Origin of the sequence: Brevundimonas naejangsanensis (assembly GCF_003627995.1) — a bacterium.
GTDB classification, from domain to species: Bacteria; Pseudomonadota; Alphaproteobacteria; order Caulobacterales; family Caulobacteraceae; genus Brevundimonas; species Brevundimonas naejangsanensis_B.
Genome location: NZ_CP032707.1, coordinates 2,712,348 through 2,736,422 on the forward strand (window position 1 = coordinate 2,712,348; position 24,075 = coordinate 2,736,422).

24 protein-coding genes and 1 pseudogene are annotated in these 24,075 nt (G+C 69.3%); 9 read left to right on the plus strand and 16 right to left on the minus strand.

Annotated features, from left to right (window positions below):
* The first annotated feature begins 110 nt into the window (after positions 1–110).
* The 4 genes from D8I30_RS12825 to D8I30_RS12840 are packed head-to-tail and all read left to right on the plus strand — an operon-like array spanning position 111 to position 3,616.
* Complete coding sequence (locus D8I30_RS12825) at positions 111–1,229, plus strand: flagellar basal body P-ring protein FlgI (protein ID WP_121483092.1); 1,119 nt, start codon at positions 111–113, stop codon at positions 1,227–1,229.
* Complete coding sequence (locus D8I30_RS12830; protein ID WP_121483093.1) at positions 1,229–1,537, plus strand: rod-binding protein; 309 nt, start codon at positions 1,229–1,231, stop codon at positions 1,535–1,537. Before D8I30_RS12825 ends, D8I30_RS12830 begins: the two co-directional genes overlap by 1 nt.
* Positions 1,534–1,974: a flagellar basal-body protein FlbY gene (locus D8I30_RS12835; RefSeq protein ID WP_121483094.1), complete on the plus strand. Its 441-nt coding sequence runs from the start codon at positions 1,534–1,536 to the stop codon at positions 1,972–1,974. The genes D8I30_RS12830 and D8I30_RS12835 overlap by 4 nt, the downstream gene beginning before the upstream one ends.
* Positions 1,975–2,020: 46 nt before the next feature.
* Positions 2,021–3,616 carry an EAL domain-containing protein gene (locus tag D8I30_RS12840; RefSeq protein ID WP_121483095.1) on the plus strand — a complete coding sequence of 532 codons (1,596 nt, stop codon included), beginning with the start codon at positions 2,021–2,023 and terminating at the stop codon, positions 3,614–3,616.
* Here D8I30_RS12840 and D8I30_RS12845 read toward each other — a convergent pair.
* Together D8I30_RS12845 and D8I30_RS14515 are read right to left on the minus strand one after the other, a co-directional pair.
* Positions 3,589–5,199 carry an ABC-F family ATP-binding cassette domain-containing protein gene (locus D8I30_RS12845; protein ID WP_205570718.1) on the minus strand — a complete coding sequence of 537 codons (1,611 nt, stop codon included), beginning with the start codon at positions 5,197–5,199 and terminating at the stop codon, positions 3,589–3,591. The genes D8I30_RS12840 and D8I30_RS12845 overlap by 28 nt on opposite strands.
* Positions 5,156–5,305 (minus strand): hypothetical protein, encoded by a 150-nt coding sequence (locus D8I30_RS14515; protein WP_162938902.1) that lies wholly within the window; start codon positions 5,303–5,305, stop codon positions 5,156–5,158. The genes D8I30_RS12845 and D8I30_RS14515 overlap by 44 nt, the downstream gene beginning before the upstream one ends.
* 169 nt (positions 5,306–5,474) lie before the next feature.
* Here D8I30_RS14515 and D8I30_RS12850 point away from each other — a divergent pair, with 169 nt between their 5' ends.
* Together D8I30_RS12850 and uvrA are read left to right on the plus strand one after the other, a co-directional pair.
* Positions 5,475–5,999, plus strand: coding sequence for a group III truncated hemoglobin (locus D8I30_RS12850; RefSeq protein WP_121483096.1), 525 nt, complete (start codon positions 5,475–5,477; stop codon positions 5,997–5,999).
* A 101-nt stretch (positions 6,000–6,100) separates the two neighbouring features.
* A complete protein-coding gene (gene uvrA / locus D8I30_RS12855) occupies positions 6,101–9,040 on the plus strand; it encodes an excinuclease ABC subunit UvrA (RefSeq protein ID WP_121483097.1) in 2,940 nt (979 codons plus the stop codon).
* 63 nt (positions 9,041–9,103) lie between these two features.
* Here the strand turns inward: uvrA and D8I30_RS12860 are convergent, their stop codons facing one another.
* On the minus strand, positions 9,104–9,994 hold the full coding sequence (locus D8I30_RS12860) for a hypothetical protein (protein WP_121483098.1): 891 nt from the start codon (positions 9,992–9,994) through the stop codon (positions 9,104–9,106).
* A gap of 20 nt (positions 9,995–10,014) precedes the next feature.
* Positions 10,015–10,953 carry a hypothetical protein gene (locus D8I30_RS12865; protein ID WP_121483099.1) on the minus strand — a complete coding sequence of 313 codons (939 nt, stop codon included), beginning with the start codon at positions 10,951–10,953 and terminating at the stop codon, positions 10,015–10,017.
* A 105-nt stretch (positions 10,954–11,058) separates the two neighbouring features.
* Between D8I30_RS12865 and trmFO the strand changes: the two genes are divergently transcribed.
* Positions 11,059–12,477 (plus strand): methylenetetrahydrofolate--tRNA-(uracil(54)-C(5))-methyltransferase (FADH(2)-oxidizing) TrmFO, encoded by a 1,419-nt coding sequence (gene trmFO / locus D8I30_RS12870; RefSeq protein ID WP_121483100.1) that lies wholly within the window; start codon positions 11,059–11,061, stop codon positions 12,475–12,477.
* Here trmFO and D8I30_RS12875 read toward each other — a convergent pair.
* Positions 12,474–13,679: an MFS transporter gene (locus D8I30_RS12875; RefSeq protein WP_205570719.1), complete on the minus strand. Its 1,206-nt coding sequence runs from the start codon at positions 13,677–13,679 to the stop codon at positions 12,474–12,476. The two genes, trmFO and D8I30_RS12875, sit on opposite strands and share 4 nt — an antisense overlap.
* 64 nt (positions 13,680–13,743) lie before the next feature.
* On the opposite strand from D8I30_RS12875, the gene D8I30_RS12880 reads away from it, so the two are divergent.
* A complete protein-coding gene (locus D8I30_RS12880; protein ID WP_121483101.1) occupies positions 13,744–14,235 on the plus strand; it encodes a MarR family winged helix-turn-helix transcriptional regulator in 492 nt (163 codons plus the stop codon).
* A 2-nt stretch (positions 14,236–14,237) separates the two neighbouring features.
* Here D8I30_RS12880 and D8I30_RS12885 read toward each other — a convergent pair whose 3' ends face one another.
* From D8I30_RS12885 to D8I30_RS12895, 3 genes are read right to left on the minus strand one after another with little or no spacing between them, the layout of a single operon-like run.
* Positions 14,238–15,014 (minus strand): sulfite exporter TauE/SafE family protein, encoded by a 777-nt coding sequence (locus D8I30_RS12885; RefSeq protein WP_121483102.1) that lies wholly within the window; start codon positions 15,012–15,014, stop codon positions 14,238–14,240.
* A 4-nt stretch (positions 15,015–15,018) separates the two neighbouring features.
* Entirely contained in the window at positions 15,019–15,552 is a 534-nt protein-coding gene (locus D8I30_RS12890) for a rhodanese family protein (protein ID WP_121483103.1), read from the minus strand.
* A gap of 34 nt (positions 15,553–15,586) precedes the next feature.
* Positions 15,587–15,901 (minus strand): ArsR/SmtB family transcription factor, encoded by a 315-nt coding sequence (locus tag D8I30_RS12895; protein ID WP_121483104.1) that lies wholly within the window; start codon positions 15,899–15,901, stop codon positions 15,587–15,589.
* Positions 15,902–15,972: 71 nt separating this feature from the next.
* Here D8I30_RS12895 and D8I30_RS12900 point away from each other — a divergent pair, with 71 nt between their 5' ends.
* Complete coding sequence (locus tag D8I30_RS12900) at positions 15,973–16,854, plus strand: MBL fold metallo-hydrolase (protein ID WP_121483105.1); 882 nt, start codon at positions 15,973–15,975, stop codon at positions 16,852–16,854.
* Between the two features lie 6 nt (positions 16,855–16,860).
* On the opposite strand, the gene D8I30_RS12905 is transcribed toward D8I30_RS12900, so the two are convergent.
* The 8 genes and pseudogenes from D8I30_RS12905 to surE all read right to left on the minus strand — a co-directional run bounded on the left by D8I30_RS12905 (position 16,861) and on the right by surE (position 24,002).
* Entirely contained in the window at positions 16,861–17,487 is a 627-nt protein-coding gene (locus D8I30_RS12905; protein ID WP_121483106.1) for a squalene/phytoene synthase family protein, read from the minus strand.
* A 40-nt stretch (positions 17,488–17,527) separates the two neighbouring features.
* Positions 17,528–18,148 carry a hypothetical protein gene (locus D8I30_RS12910; protein ID WP_121483107.1) on the minus strand — a complete coding sequence of 207 codons (621 nt, stop codon included), beginning with the start codon at positions 18,146–18,148 and terminating at the stop codon, positions 17,528–17,530.
* A gap of 96 nt (positions 18,149–18,244) precedes the next feature.
* The gene (gene secF / locus D8I30_RS12915) at positions 18,245–19,237 is read right to left on the minus strand and encodes a protein translocase subunit SecF (RefSeq protein ID WP_121483108.1); all 993 of its coding nucleotides are present in this window, start codon (positions 19,235–19,237) and stop codon (positions 18,245–18,247) included.
* Positions 19,237–20,835, minus strand: coding sequence for a protein translocase subunit SecD (secD, locus tag D8I30_RS12920; RefSeq protein ID WP_121483109.1), 1,599 nt, complete (start codon positions 20,833–20,835; stop codon positions 19,237–19,239). The genes secF and secD overlap by 1 nt, the downstream gene beginning before the upstream one ends.
* Positions 20,836–20,883: 48 nt before the next feature.
* Positions 20,884–21,198 (minus strand): preprotein translocase subunit YajC, encoded by a 315-nt coding sequence (gene yajC, locus D8I30_RS12925; protein WP_121483110.1) that lies wholly within the window; start codon positions 21,196–21,198, stop codon positions 20,884–20,886.
* A 141-nt stretch (positions 21,199–21,339) separates the two neighbouring features.
* A complete protein-coding gene (locus tag D8I30_RS12930) occupies positions 21,340–22,446 on the minus strand; it encodes a M23 family metallopeptidase (protein ID WP_121483111.1) in 1,107 nt (368 codons plus the stop codon).
* 124 nt (positions 22,447–22,570) lie between these two features.
* Entirely contained in the window at positions 22,571–23,215 is a 645-nt protein-coding gene (locus D8I30_RS12935; RefSeq protein WP_121483112.1) for a protein-L-isoaspartate(D-aspartate) O-methyltransferase, read from the minus strand.
* Positions 23,212–24,002, minus strand: a pseudogene (surE, locus tag D8I30_RS12940) (5'/3'-nucleotidase SurE). The gene D8I30_RS12935 and the pseudogene surE overlap by 4 nt, the downstream one beginning before the upstream one ends.
* Positions 24,003–24,075: the final 73 nt, after the last annotated feature.

The following is a 24,075-nucleotide window of genomic DNA, read 5'->3' on the forward strand; positions in this document are numbered from 1 at the left end:
GCCGCCAGGCGCCGGCGCCCACGCCATCCATCACTGAATTCATTGACGTTTCAGCGCGGCACGATCTTCGCATGGTTAATCCTGAACGCTCACGCAGGGACTCCTGTCGCATGCAGAAGTTGCTTACCGCCCTCATCGCCCCCGCCGCCCTGGCCCTGACGCTCGTCGTCCAGCCGGGCGTCGCCGAGGCTCAGTCGCGCATCAAGGACATCGTCTCGATCGAGGGGGTCCGCTCCAACCAGTTGGTCGGCTACGGCCTGGTGGTCGGGCTGAACGGCACGGGCGACAGCGTCCGCAACTCGCCCTTCACCCGCCAGTCGCTGGAAGGGATGATGGAGCGCCAGGGCGTCAATATCCGCGGCGCCAACCTGAACACCAAGAACGTGGCCGCCGTCATGGTCACGGCGGAGCTGCCGCCCTTCGCCACGCCGGGCTCGCGCCTGGACGTCACTGTCTCGGCCATGGGCGACGCCAAGAGCCTGCTGGGCGGCACCCTCTTGGTCACGGCCCTGCAAGGCGCCGACGGCGAGGTCTACGCCGTGTCGCAAGGCTCGGTTCAGACGGGCGCCGTCTCGGCCTCGGGCGCGTCGGGCTCCTCGATCACGCGCGGCGTGCCGACGGCGGGCCGCATCGCCTCAGGCGGGGTGGTCGAGCGCGAGACCGGCTTTGACCTCGCCTCCATGCCCATCGTGCGCCTGACCCTGCGCAACCCCGACTTCACCACGGCCCAGCGCATCGCCGCCGCCATCAACCAGACCTACCCCCAGACCGCCTTCGCCGAAAACGGCACCGTGGTGGCCATCCGCGCGCCCCAGAATTTCGGCATGGCGGGCTTCCTCAGCCGGGTCGAGAACCTGCCGGTTCAGATCGATTCCCCGGCCAAGGTCATCATCGACGAGGTCAACGGCGTCATCGTCATGGGCGAGGCGGTCCGTATCTCCACCGTCGCCGTGGCACAGGGCAATCTGACCGTCTCGGTCCAGGAGACGCCCCTGGTCAGCCAGCCCGAGCCCTTCAGCCGCGGCGGCCAGACCGTCGTCGTGCCCCAGTCCGACGTCACCGTGTCCGAAGAGACGGGCCGCCAGATGCGCATCGTCGGCGGATCGACCTCCCTGTCCACCCTGGTCAACGGCCTGAACGCCCTGGGCGTCAGCCCGCGCGACATGATCAGCATCCTGCAGGCCATCAAGGCCGCCGGCGCCCTGCAAGCCGAAATCGAGGTGATCTGATGGACGCCGTGGCCGTTTCCCCCGACCTGCTGCGCGCCAATGCCCCGGCTCGCCCCGCCCCGCCTCAAAACCTGGAAGCCATGCGCCGCACGGCCGAGGCCTTCGAGGCCAGCTTCCTGTCGCAGATGATGAAGCCCATGTTCGAGAGCCTGAGCACCGAGGCCCCCTTCGGCGGCGGCGCGGGCGAGGCCGCCTGGCGCGGCTTCCTGGTCGACGCCATGGCCCAGCAGACGGTGAAGGCCGGCGGCGTCGGCCTGGCCGACAGCGTCCTGGCCCAGATGATCAAGATGCAGGAGCAAGGCGCATGACCGCCGATGTCGAAACCGCCGCCCTGCGCGTGCAGCACCTGACCCGCCTGACCCGCGACCTGACCGAGCGCCTGTCGCACGAGATGGAGGCCATGCGCGCCCATCGCGCCCAGGATCTGGCCCAGGGCGTGGCCGAGACGCAGGAGATAGCCAATCTCTATCGCCGCGAGTCCGCCCAGGTGAAGGCCAACCCCGGCCTGATCGCCCCCGCGCCCGAGGCCGATCGCCGCGCCCTGATCGACGCCACCGAGGCCTTCGAGGCGATCCTGGCCGAACACGCTGTAACCGTCGAAGCCGCGCGCCAGGTCTCTGAAGGCCTGGTCCGCACCATCGCCGCCGAAGTGGCGGGCGCGCGCGCCCAGGGCGTGGGCTACGGCGCCTCGGGCCAGGCGGCGCAAGGCGACGGTCGAGCGGTGGCGCTGAATCGCACGGCCTGACGCGGTGGTCGCCGTTCTTTAACACCCGACGTTCTATGAACGCGGCATGACCTTGACGCCGCGCCTTTTGGGACTGGCCTTCGCTGCGGCGGACGCCCTGGTTGAAGTTGACGAGGAAGGCGTCGTCCGCTTTGCGCTGGGTTCCGCCGCCGCGCCGGGCCAGCAGACTGCCCAATGGGTCGGAAAGCCGTTGGGCGACCGCCTGTCCGTCAGCAGCGCAGCGCCGGTGGCGCGTCTCCTGGCCGATCTGCGGCCGGGCGAGCGCAGCCCGGCGATGGCCGTCCTGCTTGATTGCGGCGACGGTCGGGTGCGGCGCGCGACCCTGCGCGCCTTCGCCCTCCCGGACATCGCCCCAGCCAGATCCTGCGCCCTGTCCTATGAGGGGCCGCCCCTTCTGGCCGAGGACGCCCCGCCGCTCGCCACTCGCCTGGCGCCTGACGCGGACGGCTTCCTCGCGCACGCCCGCTCCAGCCTGTCCGGCGCGACGACCGAGGCGCTGCAACGGCTAGCCCTCGCCTTCATCGACATCAGCGGACTGGAGGGCGTCGACGAGGCGACCCTGGCGCGGATTCACGAACGCATCGGCGCCATCGTCGGCGGCGCCTCCCATGACGGAACCAGCGCCGGACGACTGACCGCGAGCCGCTACGCCCTGATCCGAGACAGCGACGATTCCCGCGACCTCGCCGCAGAGATGCAGGGCGTCGGCATGGCCGAAGGCGTCAACCTGTCAGCCAACGCCGCTCAAGCCGCCCTGGGGGGCGACGCCGCCTCGGCTCTGCGCGCGATGCGCTTCGCCATCGAGAGCTGCCTCAAGGACGGCGGCCTGGAACAGCCCGAACTGTCCTTCGCTGAATCGCTAAGGCGTACCCTGAAGGACGCCGATCGGTTCCGGGCGATAGTGCGCGACCGCGAGTTCGACCTCTTCTACCAGCCGATCGTCGATCTGAAGACCCGAGCCGTCCACCACTTCGAGGCCCTGGCTCGCTTCAGCCAAGGCTCGGCCCCCGCCCCGGCCATCCGCATGGCCGAGGAACTGGCCTTGATCGAAGGCTTCGACCTGGCCGTGGCGGAACGAGCGATCAAAAGGCTGCGCGCGCCCGGCGGCGGCCTGTTGAAGATCGCGATCAACGTGTCGGGAGCCTCCCTGGCCAACGACGCCTATGTCGCCGCCCTGCTGCGCATGACCGCGCCCGACGACCGCCGTCGCCTGATGGTCGAGGTGACCGAGACCGCCGCCCTGGCCGATCTGGCCGCCGCCGATCGCCGTCTGGGCGCCTTGCGCGACGCGGGCGTGAAGATCTGCATCGACGACTTCGGCGCGGGCTCCGCCTCCTTCGACTACCTGCGCGGCCTCTCCGTCGACGCGGTCAAGATCGACGGCGGCTTCGTGCGCGACATCGACCGGGATCCTCGCGCGCGCACCCTGATCACCCATCTGGTCGAGTTGTGCGGGGCCCTGAAGTTGCAGACCATCGGGGAAATGATCGAGACCGACGCGGTGGCCGAGGGTCTGGGCGCGCTCGGCGTCACCCACGGCCAGGGCTGGCTGTTCGGCCGCGCCGAGGCCGAGCCGCGCACCATCCTAAGCTCCCCTTCGCAGCGCGCCCGCCGTCAGGGCGTGATCGAAGCCTGGACCTGACCGCCGGCCAGGACGAGGCGTCGCTCCACGCCGACCGCCGCCAGGAAGTCCGGGTCATGGCTGACCACGACCAAAGCCCCGTCATAGCTTGCCAGCGCCCCCTCCACCGCCTCGACGGAATCGATGTCCAGATGGTTGGTCGGCTCGTCCAGCACCAGCAATTGCGGCGGCGCCGTTCCGGTCATGACGCAGGCCAGGGCCGCGCGCAGCCGCTCCCCGCCTGATAGTTCACTCACGCGCCGGTCGGCCTGAACATTGCGGAACAGAAAGCGCGCCAGAGCCGCCCGGGCCGCGTTCGGCGTCCCCTGGGGGTTCAGCCGCAACCAGGCCTCGACCAGGGTCTCATCCGAATTCAGCACAGCGGTCTGCTGATCCAGCAGAGACGCCTGCACCGGCCGTTCCGCCGAACCCGACGACGGCTCCGTCAGGCCCGCGATCAGTTTCAGCAGGGTCGTCTTGCCCGACCCGTTGGGGCCGACCACGGCGATGCGCTCCGGCCCCGTCAGGTGCAGGGAGATCGGCCCCAGCAAGCGGCGCCCGTCGTCGGCCGTCACGACCGCCTCGCTCAGGTTCAGCGCCATGCGCCCCGCAGGCAGGCCGGTCGACGGCATGGCCAGCGCCATCTGGCGCACGCGCTCGACTCGCTCTCGCGCCTGGGCCAGATCACCCTCGGCCGCCTGGCGCTTGCGATCGGCCAGTCGCTGGCCGCGCGCGCCGCTCTCCTCGGCCCGCTGCGCCTGGGCGTCGAGCAGGATCTTCGGATCGGAGCTGCTGGCGCGCGCCGCCTTGCCCGCGCGGTCGCGCCGGGCCTGGCGTTCCTGCGCCGCCTGGTTCTCGCGCTGCACCCGGCCGACGGCGCGCTCGGCCTGGTCCAGATCGCGCTCGGCCGCCGCCCGCTCGGCGTCGCGGCGCTCGACGTAAAGATCCCAGCCGCCGCCATGCACCCGCGCGCCCAGACTGGACAGTTCGACGATGCGGTCCACCCGCCGCAGCAGGGCGCGGTCATGGCTGACCAGAACCACCCCGCCCGGCCATCCGGCCACGACTTCGGCGATCATCGCTCGCGCGTCAGCGTCCAGATGATTGGTCGGCTCGTCCAGCACCAGCAGGTCCGGCGCCGCCAGCTTCAGGCCCGCGAGCTGCAGCCGCGTCTGCTCGCCGCCGCTCAGTTCCGCCGTGCGGCGATCCAACGCCAGATGGGCCAGCCCGACCTCAGCCAGGGCCGTCTGCATCCGCTCCTCCAGCGTCCATTCCGCCTCGGCCATGTCGTCCAGCGAGCCTTCGCCTGCCAACACGCGATGCAGGACAGCCAGCGGCGCGGCGACGCCCAGCGTTTCCGCGACGGTCTCGTCCTCTTGCGGCGTCTGCGTCTGCGCCAGCCAGCCGACCGTTCCGGCGCGCGTGATCGCGCCCTCGGCGGGCTCAGCCAGACTGGCGATCAGGCGCAGCAGCGTGGTCTTGCCCACGCCGTTGCGGCCCACGACGGCCGTGCGTTCGCGCCCGAAGGCGAGCGTCAGATTGTCGAAGAGGCCTCGACCGTCAGGCGTGCGGGCCGCGACGCCGTTGAGCGTCACGATGGGCATCCTGGGCGCGGATGCGGACCGGTTTGGGCTTGGGTTGAGCGAGGACATAGGCGAGCACGAAGAGCGGAGCGGAAAGGGCGAAACCAATTTCCAGGGCGCTGATCATGATCGTCTTGCCTCCTCACTGATGCGTTGGCTCAAGGGAGGATGGGGAGGCTTGAGCCGCAACGCAACCCTAAAACGTCGGCTCAGCTGGCCGTTTCGACCTTTGTCGACTTGACCATGGACATTTCGCGCCATGGCCGAAACGGCCTCGGGCGCCTATCTATCGAGCCATGAGCGCTAAAGACCGTCCCGTCGCCTTCCGCATCGACCGTCCGGCGCCGGATCGGACTGAGGCCGCCGCACGACGTGAAGCCGCCGTCGCCCGCATTCGCGCCGAGACCGGCATCGACGAGGCGCTGATCGACGCCCTGGTCGAAGGTTTCTACGCCCGAGTCCGCGAAGACGACTTCATCGGCCCCATCTTCGCCGAGCGGATCGACGACTGGGGCCCGCATCTGGAGCAGATGAAGCTGTTTTGGTCGTCCGTGGCCCTGTCGAGCGGCGTCTATCAGGGGCGGCCCATGCCCAAACACCTGCCCCTGCCGATCGACGCCCGTCATTTCGATCGCTGGCTCGAGTTGTTCGAGGCGACCGCCCGCGACCTGTGCCCGCCCGTCGCCGCCGACCACTTCATCGTCCGCGCCCGCCGCATCGCCGAAAGCCTGGAGCTCGGCGTGGCCAACGCCCACGGCGTCCTGGTCGGCCCCGGCGAACGCTATCGCCGACCGGAACCGGCCTGGACGCCCGAGGACTGAGCGCAAGTTCTCATATTGTTCTTGCTGTTTCGGGCGAATTGATCCCCATATAGCGTCGTCGCCCCGGACCGTTTCCGGCGTTTTCCGCGTTCCCGGATCTCATGACCGAAAAGCATAATTTCATTCGCGTTCGCGGCGCCCGCGAGCACAACCTCAAGGGCGTCGATCTCGACATTCCGCGCGAGCAGCTGGTGGTCATGACCGGCCTGTCGGGGTCGGGCAAATCCTCGCTGGCGTTCGACACCATCTACGCCGAGGGCCAGCGCCGCTATGTCGAGAGCCTGTCGGCCTATGCGCGCCAGTTCCTGGAGCTGATGGGCAAGCCGGACGTGGACCTGATCGAGGGCCTGTCCCCGGCCATCTCCATCGAACAGAAGACGACGTCGAAGAACCCGCGCTCGACGGTCGGCACCGTCACCGAAATCCACGACTACATGCGCCTGCTATGGGCGCGCGTGGGCGTGCCCTATTCGCCCGCCACCGGCCTGCCGATCGAGAGCCAGACCGTCAGCCAGATGGTGGACAAGCTGACCGCCCTGCCCGACGGCGAACGCATCCTGCTGCTGGCCCCGGTCGTTCGCGGCCGCAAGGGCGAGTACAAGAAGGAAATGGCCGAGTGGCAGCGTCAGGGCTTCCAGCGGCTGAAGATCGACGGCGAATTCTACGCCATCGAGGACGCGCCCGCGCTCGACAAGAAGTTCAAGCACGACATCGATATCGTCGTCGATCGCATTGTAACCAAAGAAGGTCTTGAGGGCCGCTACGCCGACAGCATCCAGACCGCCCTTGGTCTGGCCGACGGCATCGCCACGGCGGAATGGGCCAAGGCGCCCGAGGGCGAAGAGCCGCGACGGATCGTTTTTTCCGAAAAGTTCGCCTGCCCTGTCTCGGGTTTCACCATCAGCGAGATCGAGCCGCGGCTGTTCTCGTTCAACAACCCCTTCGGCGCCTGCCCGGCCTGCGACGGCCTGGGCGTCAAGCTGGCCTTCGACGCCGATCTGGTGATCCCGGACCGCGACAAGACCCTGCACAAGGGGGCCGTGGCGCCGTGGGCGCGCGGCCCCTCGCCGCTCTACACGCAGACGCTGCAGTCGCTGGCCCTGCACTACGGATTCTCGATGGACAAGGCGTGGCGCGACCTGCCGGAGAAGGCGCAAGCCGTCATCCTGCGTGGCTCGGGCGACGACAAGATCAAGTTCGTCTATGACGACAACGCCCGCAAATACGAAGTCTCCAAGCCGTTCGAAGGCCTGCTGCCGAACCTGGAGCGTCGCTGGCGCGAAACCGACAGCGCCTGGGTGCGCGAGGAACTGGGCCGCTATCAGTCGGAGACCCCGTGCGAGGTCTGTCACGGCAAGCGGCTGAAGCCCGAGGCCCTGGCGGTCAAGGTCGGCGGCGAGGACATCGCCGACATCTCCAACCTGTCGATCTCCAAGGCCTTCCTTTGGTTCTCGACCCTGGAAGAGACCCTGACCGAGAAGCAGGCCGAGATCGCCCGCCGCATCCTGAAGGAGATCACCGACCGGCTGCGCTTCCTGAACAACGTCGGCCTGGATTATCTGAACCTGTCACGCAGTTCCGGCACCCTGTCGGGCGGCGAGAGCCAGCGCATCCGCCTGGCGTCGCAGATCGGCTCGGGCCTGACGGGCGTCCTCTATGTGCTGGACGAACCCTCCATCGGCCTGCACCAGCGCGACAACACCCGCCTGCTGGACAGCCTGAAGGGACTGCGCGATCTCGGCAACTCGGTGCTGGTGGTCGAGCATGACGAAGAGGCCATTCTGACGGCCGACTACGTCATCGACATGGGTCCGGCCGCCGGCATTCATGGCGGCGAGGTCTGCGCCCAGGGTACGCCCGCCGAGGTCATGGCCAACCCCAACTCCCTGACCGGCCAGTATCTGACCGGGGCGCGCGAGATCGAACTGCCGCCCGAGGGCCGCCGCCCCATCGACCGCAAGCGGATGCTGAAGGTCTCGGGCGCCACGGGCAACAACCTCAAGAACGTCACGGGCGAGATCCCGGTCGGCGTCTTCACCTGCGTCACCGGCGTGTCGGGCGGCGGCAAGTCGACCTTTACCATCGAGACCCTCTACAAGGCCGCCGCGCGGCGTCTGAACAATGCGTCCGACGCTCCGGCTCCCTTCGATCGCATCGAGGGGCTGGAGCATTTCGACAAGGTCATCGACATCGACCAGTCGCCGATCGGCCGCACCCCGCGCTCGAACCCGGCCACCTACACCGGCGCCTTCGGCCCCATCCGCGACTGGTATGCGGGCCTGCCGGAATCCAAGGCGCGCGGCTACGGTCCCGGCCGGTTCAGCTTCAACGTCAAGGGCGGCCGCTGCGAGGCCTGCCAGGGCGACGGCGTCATCAAGATCGAGATGCACTTCCTGCCCGACGTCTACGTCACCTGCGACGTCTGCAAGGGTAAGCGCTACAACCGCGAGACGCTAGAAATCGTCTTCAAGGGCAAGAGCATATCCGACGTTCTGGACATGACGGTTGAAGAGGCCGCGCGCTTCTTCACCGCCGTGCCGTCGATCCGGGACAAGATGCTGACGCTGGAGCGCGTGGGCCTGGGCTACGTCAAGGTCGGCCAGCCCGCCACCACCCTGTCCGGCGGCGAGGCCCAGCGGGTCAAGCTGTCGAAAGAGCTGTCGAAGCGGGCGACCGGGAAGACGCTGTATATTCTCGACGAGCCGACGACCGGCCTGCATTTCGAGGACACGCGCAAGCTGCTGGCGGTGCTGCAGGAACTGGTCGAGAACGGCAACACCATCGTGGTGATCGAGCACAACCTCGACGTCATCAAGGTGGCCGACCACCTGCTGGACTTCGGTCCTGAGGGCGGCGACGGCGGGGGCGAGATCGTCGCAGTCGGCACGCCGGAAGAAGTCGCCGAGAACCCCGCCAGTTGGACCGGCCGCTACCTGAAGGAGGTGCTGGACCGGCATGAGGACCGCCGCAAGGGCCGCGTCGCCGCCCTGACCGCCGAGCCCGCGCCGGCCAAGCGCGCCAAGGCCCGCAAGAGCGCCTGATCAAACAGAAACGCCGCGCCCCCTTCGGAGCGCGGCGTTGTCGTTTCCGCCGATGTCGAGACGTCAGGCGCGAGGCGCGTCCTTGATGCCCAGATAGGCCGCCGAGAACGGCGCATAGACGATGGCCGCCTGGGCTGACGAGAGAATGGCGTTGACCACGGCCCAGATCAGCAGGCCCGGCCAGAACCGGGCCAGCAGCACCGCCACATTGGCCGTCTCCGCGCCTGCCAGACGGTCCAGCCCGCCGAACATCAGGTTCAGCGGCGCGGCGACGATGGAGCCCAGCAGGGCCACCAGCATGGACATGACGCCCGCCAGCACGGCCATGCCCAGCAGGGGCCAGAAGCGGCCCTTGGTCATCGCCCAGCTCTGCTTGATGGCGATTTTCTGCTCGGCGAAGGTGATCGGCACGGCCAGGCTGAAACGCACGGCCAGCCAGATCGTCACGGCCGCCGTCGCCAGCCCGGCCAGCACGGCGGGGAGGATCAGAAACGGCGCGCTCATGCCTGCGGCCATGCCGCCGAAGGCGCTCACCAGCGCCATGCCGATGATCAGCACGCCCAGCATGATGAGCCCCACCACCAGGGTCACGGCCAAAACCCGCAATTCATCCTTGCCCAGGCGCATATAGCCGAAGCGGCGCGCCTCGGGCCGGATGACGGCGCGCGCGACCGCCGTGGTGAGCACCGCCCCGAACAACAGGGACACCGGCAAGACGAAGACCATCAGCGCCCCATAGGCCTGTCCCAGCGTCGCCAGGTCGCTCATCGACGGCTCGGCGCTCTGCTCGATCTGCTCGGCCAGGGTGACGATGTGGATCAGGCTGCTTCCGGCCACGGCAAAGAAGACGGCGAAGAAGACCACATAGGCCGCGGCCCAGGCCAGGATGGCCCACGGCGCCCGGCGGGCCAGGCGAAAGCCTTCGAAGGCGGATTCGGTGGCGTTGAAACTCATGCTGGCTCCTCGATTCCCGGTCAGCTTACCTCGCGGTCCGACGGCGCGTCTTCCCCCTTGGCCGCCAATAACTGCCCGCAGGCCGCTGCATAGGGCGCCGTGCTGATCGCCGTCATCGCTCCATAGAAGGCGGCGGCGAAGGGGAAGACCAGCAGGCTCGCCCCGATCGCCAGAGGCCAGTTGATGGCCAGGGCGGCGCCACCGTCGATCGCATCGCCCCAGGCTTGAATGTGCGGCCAGAAGGCCAGCCCCAGGCCCAGGGCGACGATGACCGCCGCCGCCATGACCAGAATCTGCACAAGGATCACGACGGCCACGGTGGCTGCCGCCAGCCCCAGCAGATGGGCCACATGACCGCGCGTCAGGCTCCAGCCTTGAACGAAAGCGAAATCGTCGAGGGCCACGCTGGCCGGGATGATCAGACAGGCCCGCAGCCCCAACCAGACCACGGCGACCAGGCCCGCCAGGCCCGCCACGATCCCCAGCCCCACCGCCGCCGCTTCCGACGCCATCCACAGCAGGGCGCCGAAGGCGAAGGCCAGCAGAACGATCAGAAAGGCCGCGGCATAGAAGGCGACGACGATGGCCACCAAGGTCACGGCGACGCGCGCCTCGTCCATGCCGATCTTCAGACCGAAAAAGCGCCCGCGCGGCGCATCCGGCTTGAGCACGGCCCGGCAGACGGCGCCGACCACCACGACATAGACGACCAGTTGCAGGATGTTCACCAGGCCGGAAAGGGCCTGCACCCGGGCGAAGGCAAGCAGGAACTGCGGGTCCGGCGTGTCTCCGGCCATCTCGGCCAGGGGAATCGCGCCGACCATGTTCAGGATCATCCAGAAGAACAGCAGCAGGGGCGAGGCCGTGAGCGCGCCCCAGACCCAGACATCCAGCGGGCGGCGCCGGATCAGCTCGAATCCGGTCATCAGCGCATCGCCGATCGAAATAGTCTTGGTCATGAACAGCCTCCGCCGTTTCCTATAAAGCCCCGCGCCTGGATGCGACAGGGCCGCCGACGACAGGCGTCGCATGACAGGACGGCGTCGCGCGGCTAGAAGGCCGCCATGTCGAATGCGTCTCCCGCTCCCCGCCCCGTCCCCGCTCCTGTGCACGTCATCGGCGGAGGCCTCGCCGGATCCGAAGCGACCTGGCAGATCGCCCAGGCCGGCGTGCCCGTGATCCTGCACGAAATGCGCCGGGACGAGCCGGAAGAGGTGCGCACCGACGCCCACCACACGGCGGGCCTGGCCGAGCTGGTCTGCTCCAACTCCTTCCGCTCGGACGACTGGGAGTTCAACGCCGTGGGCCTGCTGCACGCCGAGATGCGGGCGCTGGACAGCCTGATCATGGCTTCGGGCGACGCCAATCAGGTGCCGGCGGGCGGCGCCCTGGCGGTCGACCGCATCGGCTTCTCGGACGCGGTGACGGCCAGACTGGAAGCCCACCCCCTGGTGACCATCGTGCGCGAGGAGATCGCGGGCATTCCGCCCGAGGATTGGGACAACGTCATCGTCGCCACCGGCCCGCTGACCTCGCCCGCCCTGGCCGACGCCATCCTGAAGGCGACGGGCGAGGAGAGCCTCAGCTTCTTCGACGCCATCGCCCCGATCATCCACGCCGACAGCATCGACTTCGACGTGGCCTGGCGCCAGTCGCGCTACGACAAGGAAGGCCCCGGCGGCGACAAGGCGGCCTACGTCAACTGCCCGATGGACAAGGCGCAGTACGAGGCCTTCATCGACGCCCTGCTGGACGGCCCCAAGGCCGACTTCAAGGAGTGGGAGAACGTCCCCTATTTCGACGGCTGCCTGCCGATCGAGGTCATGGCCGAGCGCGGCCGCGAGACCCTGCGCCACGGCCCGATGAAGCCGGTCGGCCTGACCAATCAGCACAACCCGACGGTCAAGCCCTACGCCATCGTGCAACTGCGCCAGGACAATGCGCTCGGCACCCTGTTCAACATGGTCGGCTTCCAGACCAAGCTGAAATACGGCGCCCAGACCGACGTCTTCCGCATGATCCCCGGCCTGGAGAACGCCCAGTTCGCGCGCTTGGGCGGTCTGCACCGCAACACCTTCCTGAACAGCCCCCGGCTGCTGGACAAGCAGATGCGGCTGAAGGCCCTTCCGCGCCTGCGCTTCGCCGGCCAGGTGACGGGGGTCGAGGGCTATGTCGAGAGCGCGGCCATGGGCCTGCTGACCGGCCGCCTGGCCGCGGCTCAGGCGCTGGGCCGCGACCTGGCCCCGCCGCCGCCGGAAACGGCCATGGGCGCCCTGGTCGAGCACATCACCGGCGGGCACCTGGAAGGGTCCAAGTTCCAGCCGATGAACATCAACTACGGCCTGCTGCCGCCGCTGGAAGCGCCCAAGGTCGACGAAGACGGCAAGCGCATCCATCCCAAGGAACGCGGCCGCGCCAAGAAGCGCCTGCAGAGCATCCGCGCCATGGACGCCCTGAAGGCGTGGCGGGACGCGGCGGCCTAACGCAGCTTCGCGCCCCCCGGCTTGAAGGCCAGGGTCATCAGGCCCATGGCCACGAGGCCCAGCCCCATCAGCATCCAGGCCTGGCTCAGCTCCGACAGACGGTCGCGCAGCAGCCCGGCCGCCAGCGGCGACAGGCTGGCGATGATGTAGCCGCCGCCCTGGACGAAGGCGAGCAGGTCGCCCGAGCGCACCGGGTCGTCGATCTGGTCCATGGCCAGGATCAGGGTCAGCGGGAACACCGCCCCGATGCCCAGGCCCAGCAGCAGCATGACCGGCGCCGCCAGACTGAGCGGCGTCAGCACCAGCCCGGCCAGGCCGACCAGCGCCAGCGCCACGGCCGTCAGCATCGGTCCGCGCCGGTCGGGAAAGCGGGCGATCGTCAGGGACACCAGCACGCCGGCCACGACCTCGGCCCCCGTCATGCCGCTGAGCAGGAAGCCCGCCGTCGCCCGCGCCTGCCCCATGTCGACATAGTAGGGCGGCAGCCAGGCCAGGACGAGCGTATAGGCCGAAGTGCCCAGGCCCAGGATGACGGCCAGCGCCCAGGCGCGTCCTTGCCGCCAGAACGGAACCTCTGGGTGCGTCCCCTCGGCCACGGCGGCGCGGTCCGGCTCCTCGGCCGTCGGCGCGCGGGCGGCGATCACCCAGACGACGGCGGCCAGGAAGGCCGGGACCGCCCACAGCGCCAACGCCCCCGCCCAGCCGACCGCCTCGGCCAGGCCCGCCGCCGCCGCCGCCGCCACGGCCGCCCCGCCCATGATGCCGGTCGTGTAAACGGCCATCACCGTGCCGAAACGCGTCGGAAAGGCCCGCTTGATCACCACAGGCGCCAGGGCCTGGATCAGGGCGACGCCGACGCCCACGACCACGGCGCTGGCGATCAGACCCGCGGTCCCGGCGAAGGCGGCTCGCGCCAGGCAGGCCCCGCCGATCAGCGCCGCGCCCAGGAGGATGCCCCGGCGCTCGCCCAGTCGCCGCCGCAGCGGCCGGATCGACAGGGCGCCGACGCCGATCATCGCCACCGGCAGGGTGGTCAGCAGGCTGGCCGTGGTCGAATCCATCCCCGTCGCCGCCTCGATCAGGTCCAGCAGCGGCCCCACGGCCGCCATGGCCGGGCGCAGGTTCAGCGCCAGGGCGAAGATGGCGGCGATCAGCAGCAGGCCCGCGCCGCGCGTCGGCGGCGGGGTGTTCGGCGCTTGCATCCAGGATGACTCCGGCGACGGATGACGATAATGTCTCGCCATCAAGTATCTTGATGTCAAGACAATGACCGATCGCGCCTCCCGCGCCGCCGCCCAATGGGCCGTGGCCCGCCCTGACCTGGACCTGCCGCCGATGGAGGCGCTAGGCCGCCTGCACGAGGCCTCGATCCTGGTCGCGCGCGAGCGGCAGGCGCCCCTCTACGCCCGCTACGGCCTGCAGCACGGCGAGTTCGACGTCCTGGCCACCCTGCGCCGCGCGCCCTCGCCCGACGGCCTGACGCCGACGGCCCTCTATGAGGCGACGATGATGTCGTCGGGCGGCATGACGGCGCGGCTGGACCGGCTGCAGAAAGCCGGGCTGATCGAACGCACCCCGCACCCCAGCGATCGCCGCGCCTCGCTGGTGCGACTGTCGGCCAAGGGGCTCGAGCTGATAGAGATCCTGATGCCCCTGCATATGGAAACGGCGCGAGACGTGCTCGCGCCGCTTTCCGGCGAGGAACAGGCGACGCTGAACGCCCTCCTCGCCCGCCTCATCGGCGGTCTGTGCGACTGAGATCAGCCGCCGGCGACCGCCTTGACCGCCACATAGACGGCGACGACCAGGATCAGGCCCGCGAACAGCTGCCGCCCAAGCTTGGCGTTGTCGCCCAGCCGCCTGGACAGGGGCAGGCCCGCCAGGGTCCCGGCCGCGCCGCCGACCGTCATGGCGCCGACCACGGACCAGTCGACCAGACCTGACAGGCTGTAGTTGACCGCCGTGCTGGCCCCGAAGGCGGCCACGCTCAGCAGGGACGTCGCCTGCGCCGCCGCCAGGGTCATGCCCGTGGCCCACATCAGGCCCGGCACGATCAGGAAGCCGCCGCCGATGCCGAAGAAGCCCGCCGCCGCCCCCACGCCGACGCCGGAAACCGCCACGCGTGGCGCCATGCCCCGGTTCAGCCGCACGCCCGGATCGCCCTCGTTCTTCTTGGGCAACAGCATCGACAGGCCGACCGCCGCCATGGCCACGGCGAAGGCCAGCAGCAGGTGATGGCCGTCGATGATCTTGGCCACGGACGAACCGGCCCAGGCGGCGGCCGCGCCGATCACGGCGAACAGGGCCGCGCAGGGCCAGCGCACCCGCCCGGCCTTCGCCTGTCCGGCCAGGGCCGTCAGGGCGTTCAAGGAGACCCCCGCCGCCGAGGCGCCGATGGCCATGTGCGGATCGCGCACCCCGACGACATAGAGCAGCAGCGGCACGGCCAGCACCGACCCGCCGCCGCCGAACACGGTCAGCAGCAGGGCGACCACGCCGCCGCTCATCCCCGCCAGAAGGAGTTGGGTCGGCTCCATGGCCTCAGGCCCGCTTCATGTTGCGGTTCCAGGGCATGACCGCCAGCAGACGCGCCATGCCGCAGAATCCGGTGGCGCCCGCCACGAACAGGCCCGCGCCGACGAAGGCGCTGAGGCCCCAGAAGCCGGGATGGACCATGAGGCCCAGCGCCCCGCCCAGCAGGATCAGCCCGCCCGCCGCCATCTGCACCTGGCGCATCAGCTCAAGCGGCTGCTTGCGGTCAGCGCGGACCGGCAGGCCTGCCTTCTTCCAGGCGTCCAGGCCGCCGGCCAGGACGTGGGCCGGTCCATCGACGCGCGCGGCCAGGCGGTCGCAGTTTCCGGCGGTGCGGTTGCCGCTGCGACACATGAAGATGACGTCCTTGCCGGGCGTCAGCTCCAGATGCGCGGCCTCGAAGGCCGAAAGCGGCGCGGCGACGGCGCCGGCGATGTGTTCGCGGGCGTGTTCGTCCGGCTCGCGCACATCGACCAGGACGGCCTTGCCGGCCTTGATGCGCGCAGCGACTTCGGCGGGCGACAGGGAGATGAGCGGGTTCATGTCAGTTTCCTTCGACAGATGAGTGAGCGCCGCCTCAGCAGGCGGGCGGGCAAAAGATCTCGGCCAGGACGGCGATCACCTTGAGGGCGGCGGGATCGGCGATGCGATAGAAGACGGCGGTGCCGCTCTTTCGCGTGCTGACCAGCCCATCCTCACGCAGGCGCGCCAGATGCTGGGACAGCGCCGACTGGGACAGGCCGACGTGCAGGTCGGACACCTGACGCTCGCCCTCCCCGATCTGACACAGAATCAGCAGGCGGTGCTCGTTGGACAGGGCCTTGAGCATCCGCGCGGCGTCGCCCGCGCTGGCCTGCAGGCGTTCGATATCGATGGCTTCAAGATCGTTCATGGACGCCAATATATGAGCCATTGCTAATTTAGCAAGACCTAATATATTGCCCCCCAACCAAGGAGGTTCCCATGACCCAAGTGCGCCAGGCGCCCCGCCCCGACGTGACGGGCTTCTTCGATCCCGCGACCCACACCCTCACCTATCTGGTCTCAGACCCGGCCACGGGGGCGGCCGCAATCATCGACCCCGTGCTGGACTATGATCCGGCCGCGGCTCGCACCTCGACCGGCTCCATCGAGCGCGTGCTGGAAGCCGTGCGCGAGCGCGGGCTGACGCTGGAGCGGGTGCTGGAGACCCACGCCCACGCCGACCACCTGACCGGCGCGGACGAGATTCGTACCCGCACGGGTGCGCCCATCGGCATCGGCGAGAAGATCACCCGCGTGCAGAAGACCTTCGGCGACCTGTTCGAGGCCACCGACGTGACGCCCGACGCCGTGGTGTTCGACGAGACCTACGCCGACAGCGCCCGCTTCATGCTCGGCGCGATCGAGGTCGAGGTGCTGCACACTCCCGGCCACACGCCCGCCTGCGTCAGCTACCGCATCGGCGACGCCGCCTTCGTGGGGGACACCCTGTTCATGCCCGACTACGGCACGGCGCGGTGCGACTTCCCCGGCGGCGACGCCCGCACCCTGTATCGCTCGATCCAGCGTCTCCTGGCCTTGCCGGACGACACCCGCGTCTTCGTCGGCCACGACTACCTGCCTGAGGGCCGGTCAGAGTTCCTATGGGAGACGACGGTCGCGGCCCAGAAGGCGGGCAACATCCATGTCGGCGGCGGCCGGTCGGAGGACGACTTCGTCGCCATGCGCGAGGCGCGCGACGCCACGTTGACGGCGCCGCAACTGATCCTGCCCGCGCTTCAGGTCAACATCCGCGCGGGCGCCCTGCCCCCGGCCGAAGCCTCCGGCCAGCGCTTCCTCAAGCTGCCGCTGAACGCGATCTGAGGCGCGTCAGACCCGGCCGCGCAGCACGGCCCAGAACAGGCGCAGCCGCTTGAACGGTTCGGCCTCGTCGGTTCGGATCAGGCTCGCGGGCGCCACGGCGGGAAAGGCGGCGGCCGGAAGTGTTCTCAGCGCCGCGTTGACCTCAGCCCGCGCGGCCTGGGCCTCGTCCAGGCGCCCCGTCTGAGCCAGGCCGCGCAAACGTCCGGCGCCGGCCACGGCAGCCTCATGCCCCTCGCCGGCCAGGATGCGCGTCGCCGCCTGCATGGGGCCGACGTAGAAGGCGTCCAGATCGTGCGGCTCGCCGTGCACGCGGCCAATGTGGGCCTCGATCAGGGCGTCGAAGGGCGCGCGCCCCAGCCCATGCCGGGACACGGCCGCCGTCAGCGCCTCCAGCACCGGATGACCCAGGCGCGGCGTGTCGCTGAACACCCCCTCCATCTGCTCGGCCCACCAGGCGTAGCGCATCTCTGCCAGCAGGGGCTGGGTGACGCGCGTCGGAATGGCCATCAGCTCCGCCTCGAAGGCGTAGAGGGCGATCAGGTCCGCGCGCGCCTGTTCGTCGGCCACGAACCGGCTGGCCAGCCAGCGGTCGAGGTCGGCGGCGCGGACCTGGGAGTCGAGATCAACAGTCATCGCGCATGGCCATCGACCATTGCGCGCCCCGGTTCAAGCCTCAGCCGAACAGGGTCTGGTACATCGCCATCGACGTCAGCATCGGCAGCGACAGCAACAGGTTGGTGCGGCTGCCCAGCATGGCGATGCGCGCGGCCTTGGCCTTGGCCGCGTCGTCCACGGCGACGATGCCCAGGGCCCGCTTCTGGTTCGGCCAGATCACGCCCCAGACGTTCAGGAACATGACGATGGCCAGCCAGACGCCGACGCCCATCAGGGCGAACTGCTGATCGCCCTGCACCATGCCCCCGGCCAGGCCGAAGGTCAGGACTTCATGGGCATAGACATGGCCGCGCAGGAACAGGACGCCGATACCCGCCAGCACCGTCACCAGCGCCGCCCAGCGGAACCAGAACAGGGCCTCGGGCGCGATGTGCTTGCTGACAGCGGGCTTCTGCTCGGCCGGAATGGCGGGCATGACCCGGATCTGCACGAAGTTGAAGTAGTAGAGCAGGCCGATCCACAGGATGCCGGCCACGACGTGGATCCAGCGGAACACGGCCTGCCAGAAGCCCAGGTCGAATCCGCCCGGCGCGATGCGGCCGAAGGCGAAGATCATCACCCCCGCCAGCAGGACGCTGAGCAGGAAGGTGTTACGGAAATTGGACAGCAGTTTCGACAAGGCGCTTCTCCCCCGGCCTGATTCATCGAGCGGGACCATAACCCGCCCTCCCCGTCAGGGGGAGAGCGGATCAGGAGAAGTCGAACAGGGGCCCGGTCAGGGCCGGCTGGCCATGCCCAGCTTGACCGGCGTGGCGTCGGACTTGCCGCCGCCCGACCGATCGACGCCCCACAGCAGGATGATCGGCGCGCCCACATAGATGGACGAGAAGGTGCCGATGACCACGCCGAAGGCCAGGGTGATGGAGAAGCCGCGCAGGGCCTCGCCGCCGAACACCGCCAGCACGATCAGCACCATGACCGTGGTCACGCCGGTGATGATGGTCCGCGACAGGGTCTCGTTGATCGACAGGTCGATCACGTCGCGAAGCGGCATGACCTTGTACTTGCGCAGGTTCTCGCGCAGGCGGTCGAACACGACGACGGTGTCGTTCATCGAATAGCCGATGACCGTCAGCAGCGCCGCGACCAGGTTCAGGCTGAACTCCATGCGCAGGGCGACGATCAGGCCGAAGGTCAGGGCCACGTCGTGCAGCAGGCCCGCCACGGCCCCGATGCCGAACTGCCAGGGAAAGCGGAAGGCGATGTAGAGGAACATCAGGACCACGGCCACGACCAGGGCCATGACGCCGTTACTCAACAGCTCGCCCGAGACCTTGGAGCCGACGACGCTGACGCCGGAATAGCCGACGTCGCCGACCGCCTGGGTGATGGCGCTTTCGACGCGCTGGACCACGGCGGTCTGGTCTTCGTTCTCGGGCACCTGGAAGCGGACGATGGCGGTCGAGCCGTCATCCAGATTGGTGTCGCGCCGGGCGATGCCCTGCACCTGGACGTCGCCCAGATCCAGGCCGCTGACGGCGCCGCGTAGCTTGTCCAGCTCCAGCACCTGGCCGGCGGGCTTGGCGACTTCCATCGAGGCGCCGCCCCGGAAGTCGATGCCCAGGTTCAGGCCGGGATAGAAGCAGCCGATGATCGCCGCCACCGTCAGGATGGCCGACAGCACGGCGAATCCCTTGGCGTATTTGACGAACTGAAAGTTCGTCTTGTGCGGCAGAAGCTTGATGATGGGCCAACCGTTCATCGACATCACTCCGCGATCGGCAGTTTCTTGGGCTTGGCGACCTTGAGCCAGTAGCCGAGCAGGACCTGGGCGACCAGGACGGACGAGAAGACCGAGGTGAAGACGCCGATGGTCAGGGTCCAGGCGAAGCCCCGCACGGGGCCGGCGCCGAACATGAACATGATCAGGGCCGCCACCAGGGTGGTCAGGTTGGCGTCGACGATGGTGCCCATGGCGCGGTTGAAGCCCGCATCCATCGAGGCGATCACCGACCGGCCCTGACGCGCCTCGTCGCGCATCCGTTCATAGATCAGCACGTTGGCGTCCACCGCCACGGCGAAGGTCAGGATCAGACCGGCGATCCCCGGCAGGGTCAGCGTCGCCTGGGTCAGCGACATGGCCGCGACGATCAGGATGCCGTTGAGGATCAGACCCAGGACCGACACGCCCCCGAACAGGAAGCCGTAGGCCAGGATCATGAAGACCACGATCACGACGAAGCCCAGCGCGGTCGACAGGGCGCCCGCGGCCACGGCGTCGGCGCCCAGTTCGGCGGTGACGACGCGGCGTTCCTCGACCTTCAGCGGAGCCGGCAGGGCGCCGCCGTTCAGCAGGTTCACCAGCTCCGAAGCCGAGGCGATGGTGAAGTTGCCGGTGATCTGGCCGCGGCCGCCGGTGATGGCCGACTGGATGGTCGGGGCCGAGATGACCTTGCCGTCCAGGATGATGGCGAAGGGCTTGCCCAGGTTCTGGGCCGTGGCCTCGCCGAAGCGGCGCGCGCCCTGGCTGTCGAACTGGAAGTCGATGGCCGGGCGGTTGTTCTGGTCGGCGCCCACGCCGGCGCGGGTCAGGTTCTCGCCCGAGACCAGGATGCGCTTCTTGACCAGATAGGGCGTGCCCAGGTCGTCGGTCAGCAGTTCGGCGTCCGGCGGCACGCGGCCGGCCAGGGCGTCGTTCAGCCCCGTCGGCGAGGTGTCCACCATCTGGAAGGTCAGCTGGGCCGTGCGCCCCACCAGGCGCTCCAGCTCGGCCGGATCGCTCTGGCCCGGCGCCTGGATGACGATCCGGTCCGCGCCCTGACGGGTGATGGCGATTTCCTTGGTGCCCGAGCTGTCCAGACGACGGCGCACGACCTCGATCGACTGATCGACGGCGGTGGCGCCCATGCTGGCCAGGGCGGCGTCGGTGAAGGCGAAGCGGATGCGTCCGCCGCCCAGCTTGGCGGCCACGCGGTCCGGCTGGCCGGTCGGGCCGACGCCCTGCTGGCTCATGGTGCGCAGGGCGTTGAAGGCGGCGTCGTATTGCGCGCCCTCGGCCACGGTCACGACCACGCCGCCGGCCTCGCGTTGCATGCCGGCGATGTTGATCTGGTCTTCCCTGAGGGTGACGCGGACGTCCTCCATCAGGTTGGAGACGCGCTTCTCGCGCATCTCGGGCACGTCGACCTCGAGCAGGAGGTAGGAGCCTCCCTGCAGGTCCAGGCCCAGGTTCAGGCCGTTGCGCGGCAGCCAGCCCGGCAGAGCCTCGCGCTGCGCCGGCGTCAGGACGCTCGGGAAGGCCAGCAGCAGCCCGATGACGAGCGACGCCGTCACCAGGATGATCTTCCAGCGTGAAAGCTGAATCATGTCTCGGTTCTCTTCAGGGCCGGCGCGCGCCGCGCCGGGGCGAGGCTATCAGCCCTTGTCGTTGGCGGCGATGGCGGTGCGGTTGCGCACCTCGGCGATCATCGCCTTGACCACGCGGACGTTCACGCCCTGCGAGATCTCGACCATGGCCTCGGCGTCCTCGACGCGGGTGACCTTGCCGACCATGCCGTTCGACAGGACGACCTCGTCGCCGCGCTTCACGCCGGCGATCAGGGCCTGATGCGCCTTCATCCGCTTCTGCTGCGGGCGGATCATCAGGAAGTAGAACAGGACGAAGATCGCCAGGATCGGGGCGATGTTGACGATGAGGGCCATGAGGCCGCCGTCTTGGGCTGCAGGCATTGGAGACTCCCCGACGCGGGCCGCGCCATGATCGGGGGCCCTTTCGAAAAACAAGGCGCGGAACCTAGGGTGCGCCGGGCCGATTTGCAACGCGACGCTGTGACAAGAGCGTCCGGGCGTGGCCGCCCGGACGCGCCTTGGTCAACGCGGCAGGACCGTCAGCGGGTCCAGCGCCACCGGGTCGTCGCCGCGCATCTGGCGCACTTCGTAGTGGATCGACGGGCGCCCGTCCCCGGCCGTCAGGCCGACCGTGCCGATGACCTGGCCGGCGCGCACCTGCGCCCCGTCGCGCACCGTGGCCGAGCCGAGGTGGCCATAGACGGTGCGCCAACCGTCGCGGTGAACGATCAGCACCGTCAGCCCCTGCCCTACGATGTCGTCGCCGACATAGGCCACGGTCCCGTCAGCCGACGCCTTCACCTCGGCCCCGGCGGCAGCGCCGATGTTGACGCCGTTGTTGCGCTCTCCCATGCCCACCGGCCCGAAACGGCGCAGGATGTCGCCGCGCACCGGCCACTGCAGGGCCAGAGGCTGACCCACCGCCCCGGCCGAGGTCGAGGGCGAGGACAAGGGCGCTGGCGCCGTGGCGGCCGGGGACCGGTTCGGCGGCGGCAGGGCCGCGTTGCCGCTGGGCGGCGGAGGGGGCGGCGGCGGCGTCACGCCGCTGTTGGGCGTGCGCACCCCGACCGGCGACGGTCCCGTCGCATAGGGATCGGAGCCGGTGTCGACGGCGGTGTCCGGCAGGATGATCCGCTGGCCCGAGGTGATGGCCCCCCGCGGCCCCAGGCCGTTCAGGTCGATCAGCACCTGAACCGGCGTCTGGAAACGGCGGCCGACGCCGGAAATCGTGTCGCCGGGCTGGATGACATAGGCCGAACCCGGCTGGACCGCCCCCGCGCCCGCGGCAGGCGACGCCAGCGTGACCGGCGTCCCCGTCGAGGGATAGGCCGGACCGCCCGGCGGCGGGAGGCCGCCGCCCTCGATGCTGCCCGCAGGCGCGCGCGGCCCCTGCTCGATCACCGGCGGAGGCGGCGTCTGCGGCTGCGCCGGGCCCTGGTAATAGGGATTGTTCGGATAACCGCCCGGCTGCTGGCCCGATTGTGAAGCGGGCGGCTGCGGATAGCCCTGCCCCACGGGCATGGGCCGGGTCGAATAGCGCGGCTCGCTCGGATAGGTGGAACACGCCGTGACCGCCAGCGCCCCGCCGACGATCGCCGCCGCCCTGATCCAGGCTGAATAGCCGCCCATGAGAGTCTCCGTCTTAACCTTGATCCGCATCGGCCCGGTGTGCCCCGGCCCGCCCGCAAAGCCAACCCGCCAACCGGCGCAAAAGTGGGGCGGAAAGGTTAATGACGACGACAGATCGACAGCCTCACCCCTCCTTGGCCGTCCCTTCGACCAGGGGCACGAAACGGACTTCGCAGAGGCTTTCGCGCTGGAAGCTGCCGTCGGGCTGCCCTGTATAGCGGTTCAGCATCTGCACCGAGGTGCGCCCCACCGGCGCGACCAGCACCCCGCCCGGTTTCAACTGCTTCAGCAGTTCCGTGGGCTCGTGCGGCGAGGCCGCCGTCACCATGATGCGATCGAAAGGTGCCTGCTCGGGCCAGCCCTGGCCGCCGTCGCCGTGGCGGGTGAAGACGTTGTCGAGACCCAGTATTTTCAACCGGTTCTCGGCCTCTGCTAAGAGACTCTTGTAACGCTCCACAGAATAGACGAACCGCGCCAGGCGGCTCAGCACGGCGCACTGATAGCCGCTGCCGGTGCCGATCTCGAGGACGCGGTGGCGCGGCTGGACCTCCAGGGCCTGGGTCATCAGGCCGACGATATAGGGCTGGCTGATCGTCTGGGCGCAGTCGATCGGCAGGGCCTGGTCTTCCCACGCCTGGTCGAGGAATTTCTCATGAACGAAGATCGCGCGGTCGATCGACTCCATGGCCTGGAGAACCCGCGCGTCGGTCACCCCCTGGCGCCGCAGCGACAGGATCAGCCGGCCCGCGCGGTCGTCCTTGAGGCTCATTTCTCGTGTGGTCCTTTCGGAGGCGCGCCGCCCAGCACCTTCTTCAGGTCATTTACCATCGGCATATGCGTCAGGTCGATGTGCAGCGGCGTGACCGAGATGCGGCCCTCGTCCATGGCGCGCAGGTCGGTGCCCTCGGCATGTTCCTGCGGCGCGCCCCGGAAGGCCATCCAGTAGTAGTCGCGGCCGCGCAGGTCGGTGCGGCGGATGGCGTGCATCTCGCCGATGTCGCGGAAGCCCTGGCGCGTCACCTCGACCGTCTTGACCAGTTCCGGCGGCAGCTTGGGGAAGTTGAGGTTCATGACCACGCCCTCCCCCACTTCTGCTCCAGCAGGCGGGCGATGATGCCGGGCGCGAAGGCCTCGGCCGTCTCCCAGTGCGCCGTCGCCTCATCGTGGAACCGCTCCAGCGACTGCGACAGGGCGATGGAGCGGATGCCGAAGGCCATGCCCTGCAGGGCGCCGGCGACCGTGCCGGAATAGCTGACGTCCTCGCCGACGTTGTGGCCGCGATTGACGCCCGACAGCACCAGATCGGGCTTCTCGGGCATCAGGTCGTTGACCGCCAGGATGACGCAATCGGTCGGGGTGCCGGTCACGGCGAAGCGCTTGGGACCCAGCTGATTGACCCGCAGCGGCTCGGTCAGGGTGATGCCCCGCCCCTTGGCCGACTGCTCGGTCTGGGGCGCGACGACCCAGACGTCGTCCGACAGGGTGCGGGCGATCTTCTCAAGACATTCAAGGCCTTCCGCCTCGATGCCGTCGTCGTTGGTGAGGAGAATACGCATCAGGCTTCCTTCTCCCCTTGCGGGAGAAGGTGGCTGGCGAAGCCAGACGGATGAGGGGTCGCGCCCCGGCCGG

Bases quoted from the DNA above. Each gene is read 5' to 3' on its own strand.
- D8I30_RS12825 (WP_121483092.1), top strand. From the start codon at position 111: ATGCAGAAGTTGCTTACCGCCCTCATCGCCCCCGCCGCCCTGGCCCTG.
- D8I30_RS12830 (WP_121483093.1), top strand. From the start codon at position 1,229: ATGGACGCCGTGGCCGTTTCCCCCGACCTGCTGCGCGCCAATGCCCCG.
- D8I30_RS12835 (WP_121483094.1), top strand. From the start codon at position 1,534: ATGACCGCCGATGTCGAAACCGCCGCCCTGCGCGTGCAGCACCTGACC.
- D8I30_RS12840 (WP_121483095.1), top strand. From the start codon at position 2,021: ATGACCTTGACGCCGCGCCTTTTGGGACTGGCCTTCGCTGCGGCGGAC.
- D8I30_RS12845 (WP_205570718.1), bottom strand. From the start codon at position 5,199: ATGCCCATCGTGACGCTCAACGGCGTCGCGGCCCGCACGCCTGACGGT.
- D8I30_RS14515 (WP_162938902.1), bottom strand. From the start codon at position 5,305: ATGATCAGCGCCCTGGAAATTGGTTTCGCCCTTTCCGCTCCGCTCTTC.
- D8I30_RS12850 (WP_121483096.1), top strand. From the start codon at position 5,475: ATGAGCGCTAAAGACCGTCCCGTCGCCTTCCGCATCGACCGTCCGGCG.
- uvrA (WP_121483097.1), top strand. From the start codon at position 6,101: ATGACCGAAAAGCATAATTTCATTCGCGTTCGCGGCGCCCGCGAGCAC.
- D8I30_RS12860 (WP_121483098.1), bottom strand. From the start codon at position 9,994: ATGAGTTTCAACGCCACCGAATCCGCCTTCGAAGGCTTTCGCCTGGCC.
- D8I30_RS12865 (WP_121483099.1), bottom strand. From the start codon at position 10,953: ATGACCAAGACTATTTCGATCGGCGATGCGCTGATGACCGGATTCGAG.
- trmFO (WP_121483100.1), top strand. From the start codon at position 11,059: ATGTCGAATGCGTCTCCCGCTCCCCGCCCCGTCCCCGCTCCTGTGCAC.
- D8I30_RS12875 (WP_205570719.1), bottom strand. From the start codon at position 13,679: ATGCAAGCGCCGAACACCCCGCCGCCGACGCGCGGCGCGGGCCTGCTG.
- D8I30_RS12880 (WP_121483101.1), top strand. From the start codon at position 13,744: ATGACCGATCGCGCCTCCCGCGCCGCCGCCCAATGGGCCGTGGCCCGC.
- D8I30_RS12885 (WP_121483102.1), bottom strand. From the start codon at position 15,014: ATGGAGCCGACCCAACTCCTTCTGGCGGGGATGAGCGGCGGCGTGGTC.
- D8I30_RS12890 (WP_121483103.1), bottom strand. From the start codon at position 15,552: ATGAACCCGCTCATCTCCCTGTCGCCCGCCGAAGTCGCTGCGCGCATC.
- D8I30_RS12895 (WP_121483104.1), bottom strand. From the start codon at position 15,901: ATGAACGATCTTGAAGCCATCGATATCGAACGCCTGCAGGCCAGCGCG.
- D8I30_RS12900 (WP_121483105.1), top strand. From the start codon at position 15,973: ATGACCCAAGTGCGCCAGGCGCCCCGCCCCGACGTGACGGGCTTCTTC.
- D8I30_RS12905 (WP_121483106.1), bottom strand. From the start codon at position 17,487: ATGACTGTTGATCTCGACTCCCAGGTCCGCGCCGCCGACCTCGACCGC.
- secF (WP_121483108.1), bottom strand. From the start codon at position 19,237: ATGTCGATGAACGGTTGGCCCATCATCAAGCTTCTGCCGCACAAGACG.
- secD (WP_121483109.1), bottom strand. From the start codon at position 20,835: ATGATTCAGCTTTCACGCTGGAAGATCATCCTGGTGACGGCGTCGCTC.
- yajC (WP_121483110.1), bottom strand. From the start codon at position 21,198: ATGCCTGCAGCCCAAGACGGCGGCCTCATGGCCCTCATCGTCAACATC.
- D8I30_RS12930 (WP_121483111.1), bottom strand. From the start codon at position 22,446: ATGGGCGGCTATTCAGCCTGGATCAGGGCGGCGGCGATCGTCGGCGGG.
- D8I30_RS12935 (WP_121483112.1), bottom strand. From the start codon at position 23,215: ATGAGCCTCAAGGACGACCGCGCGGGCCGGCTGATCCTGTCGCTGCGG.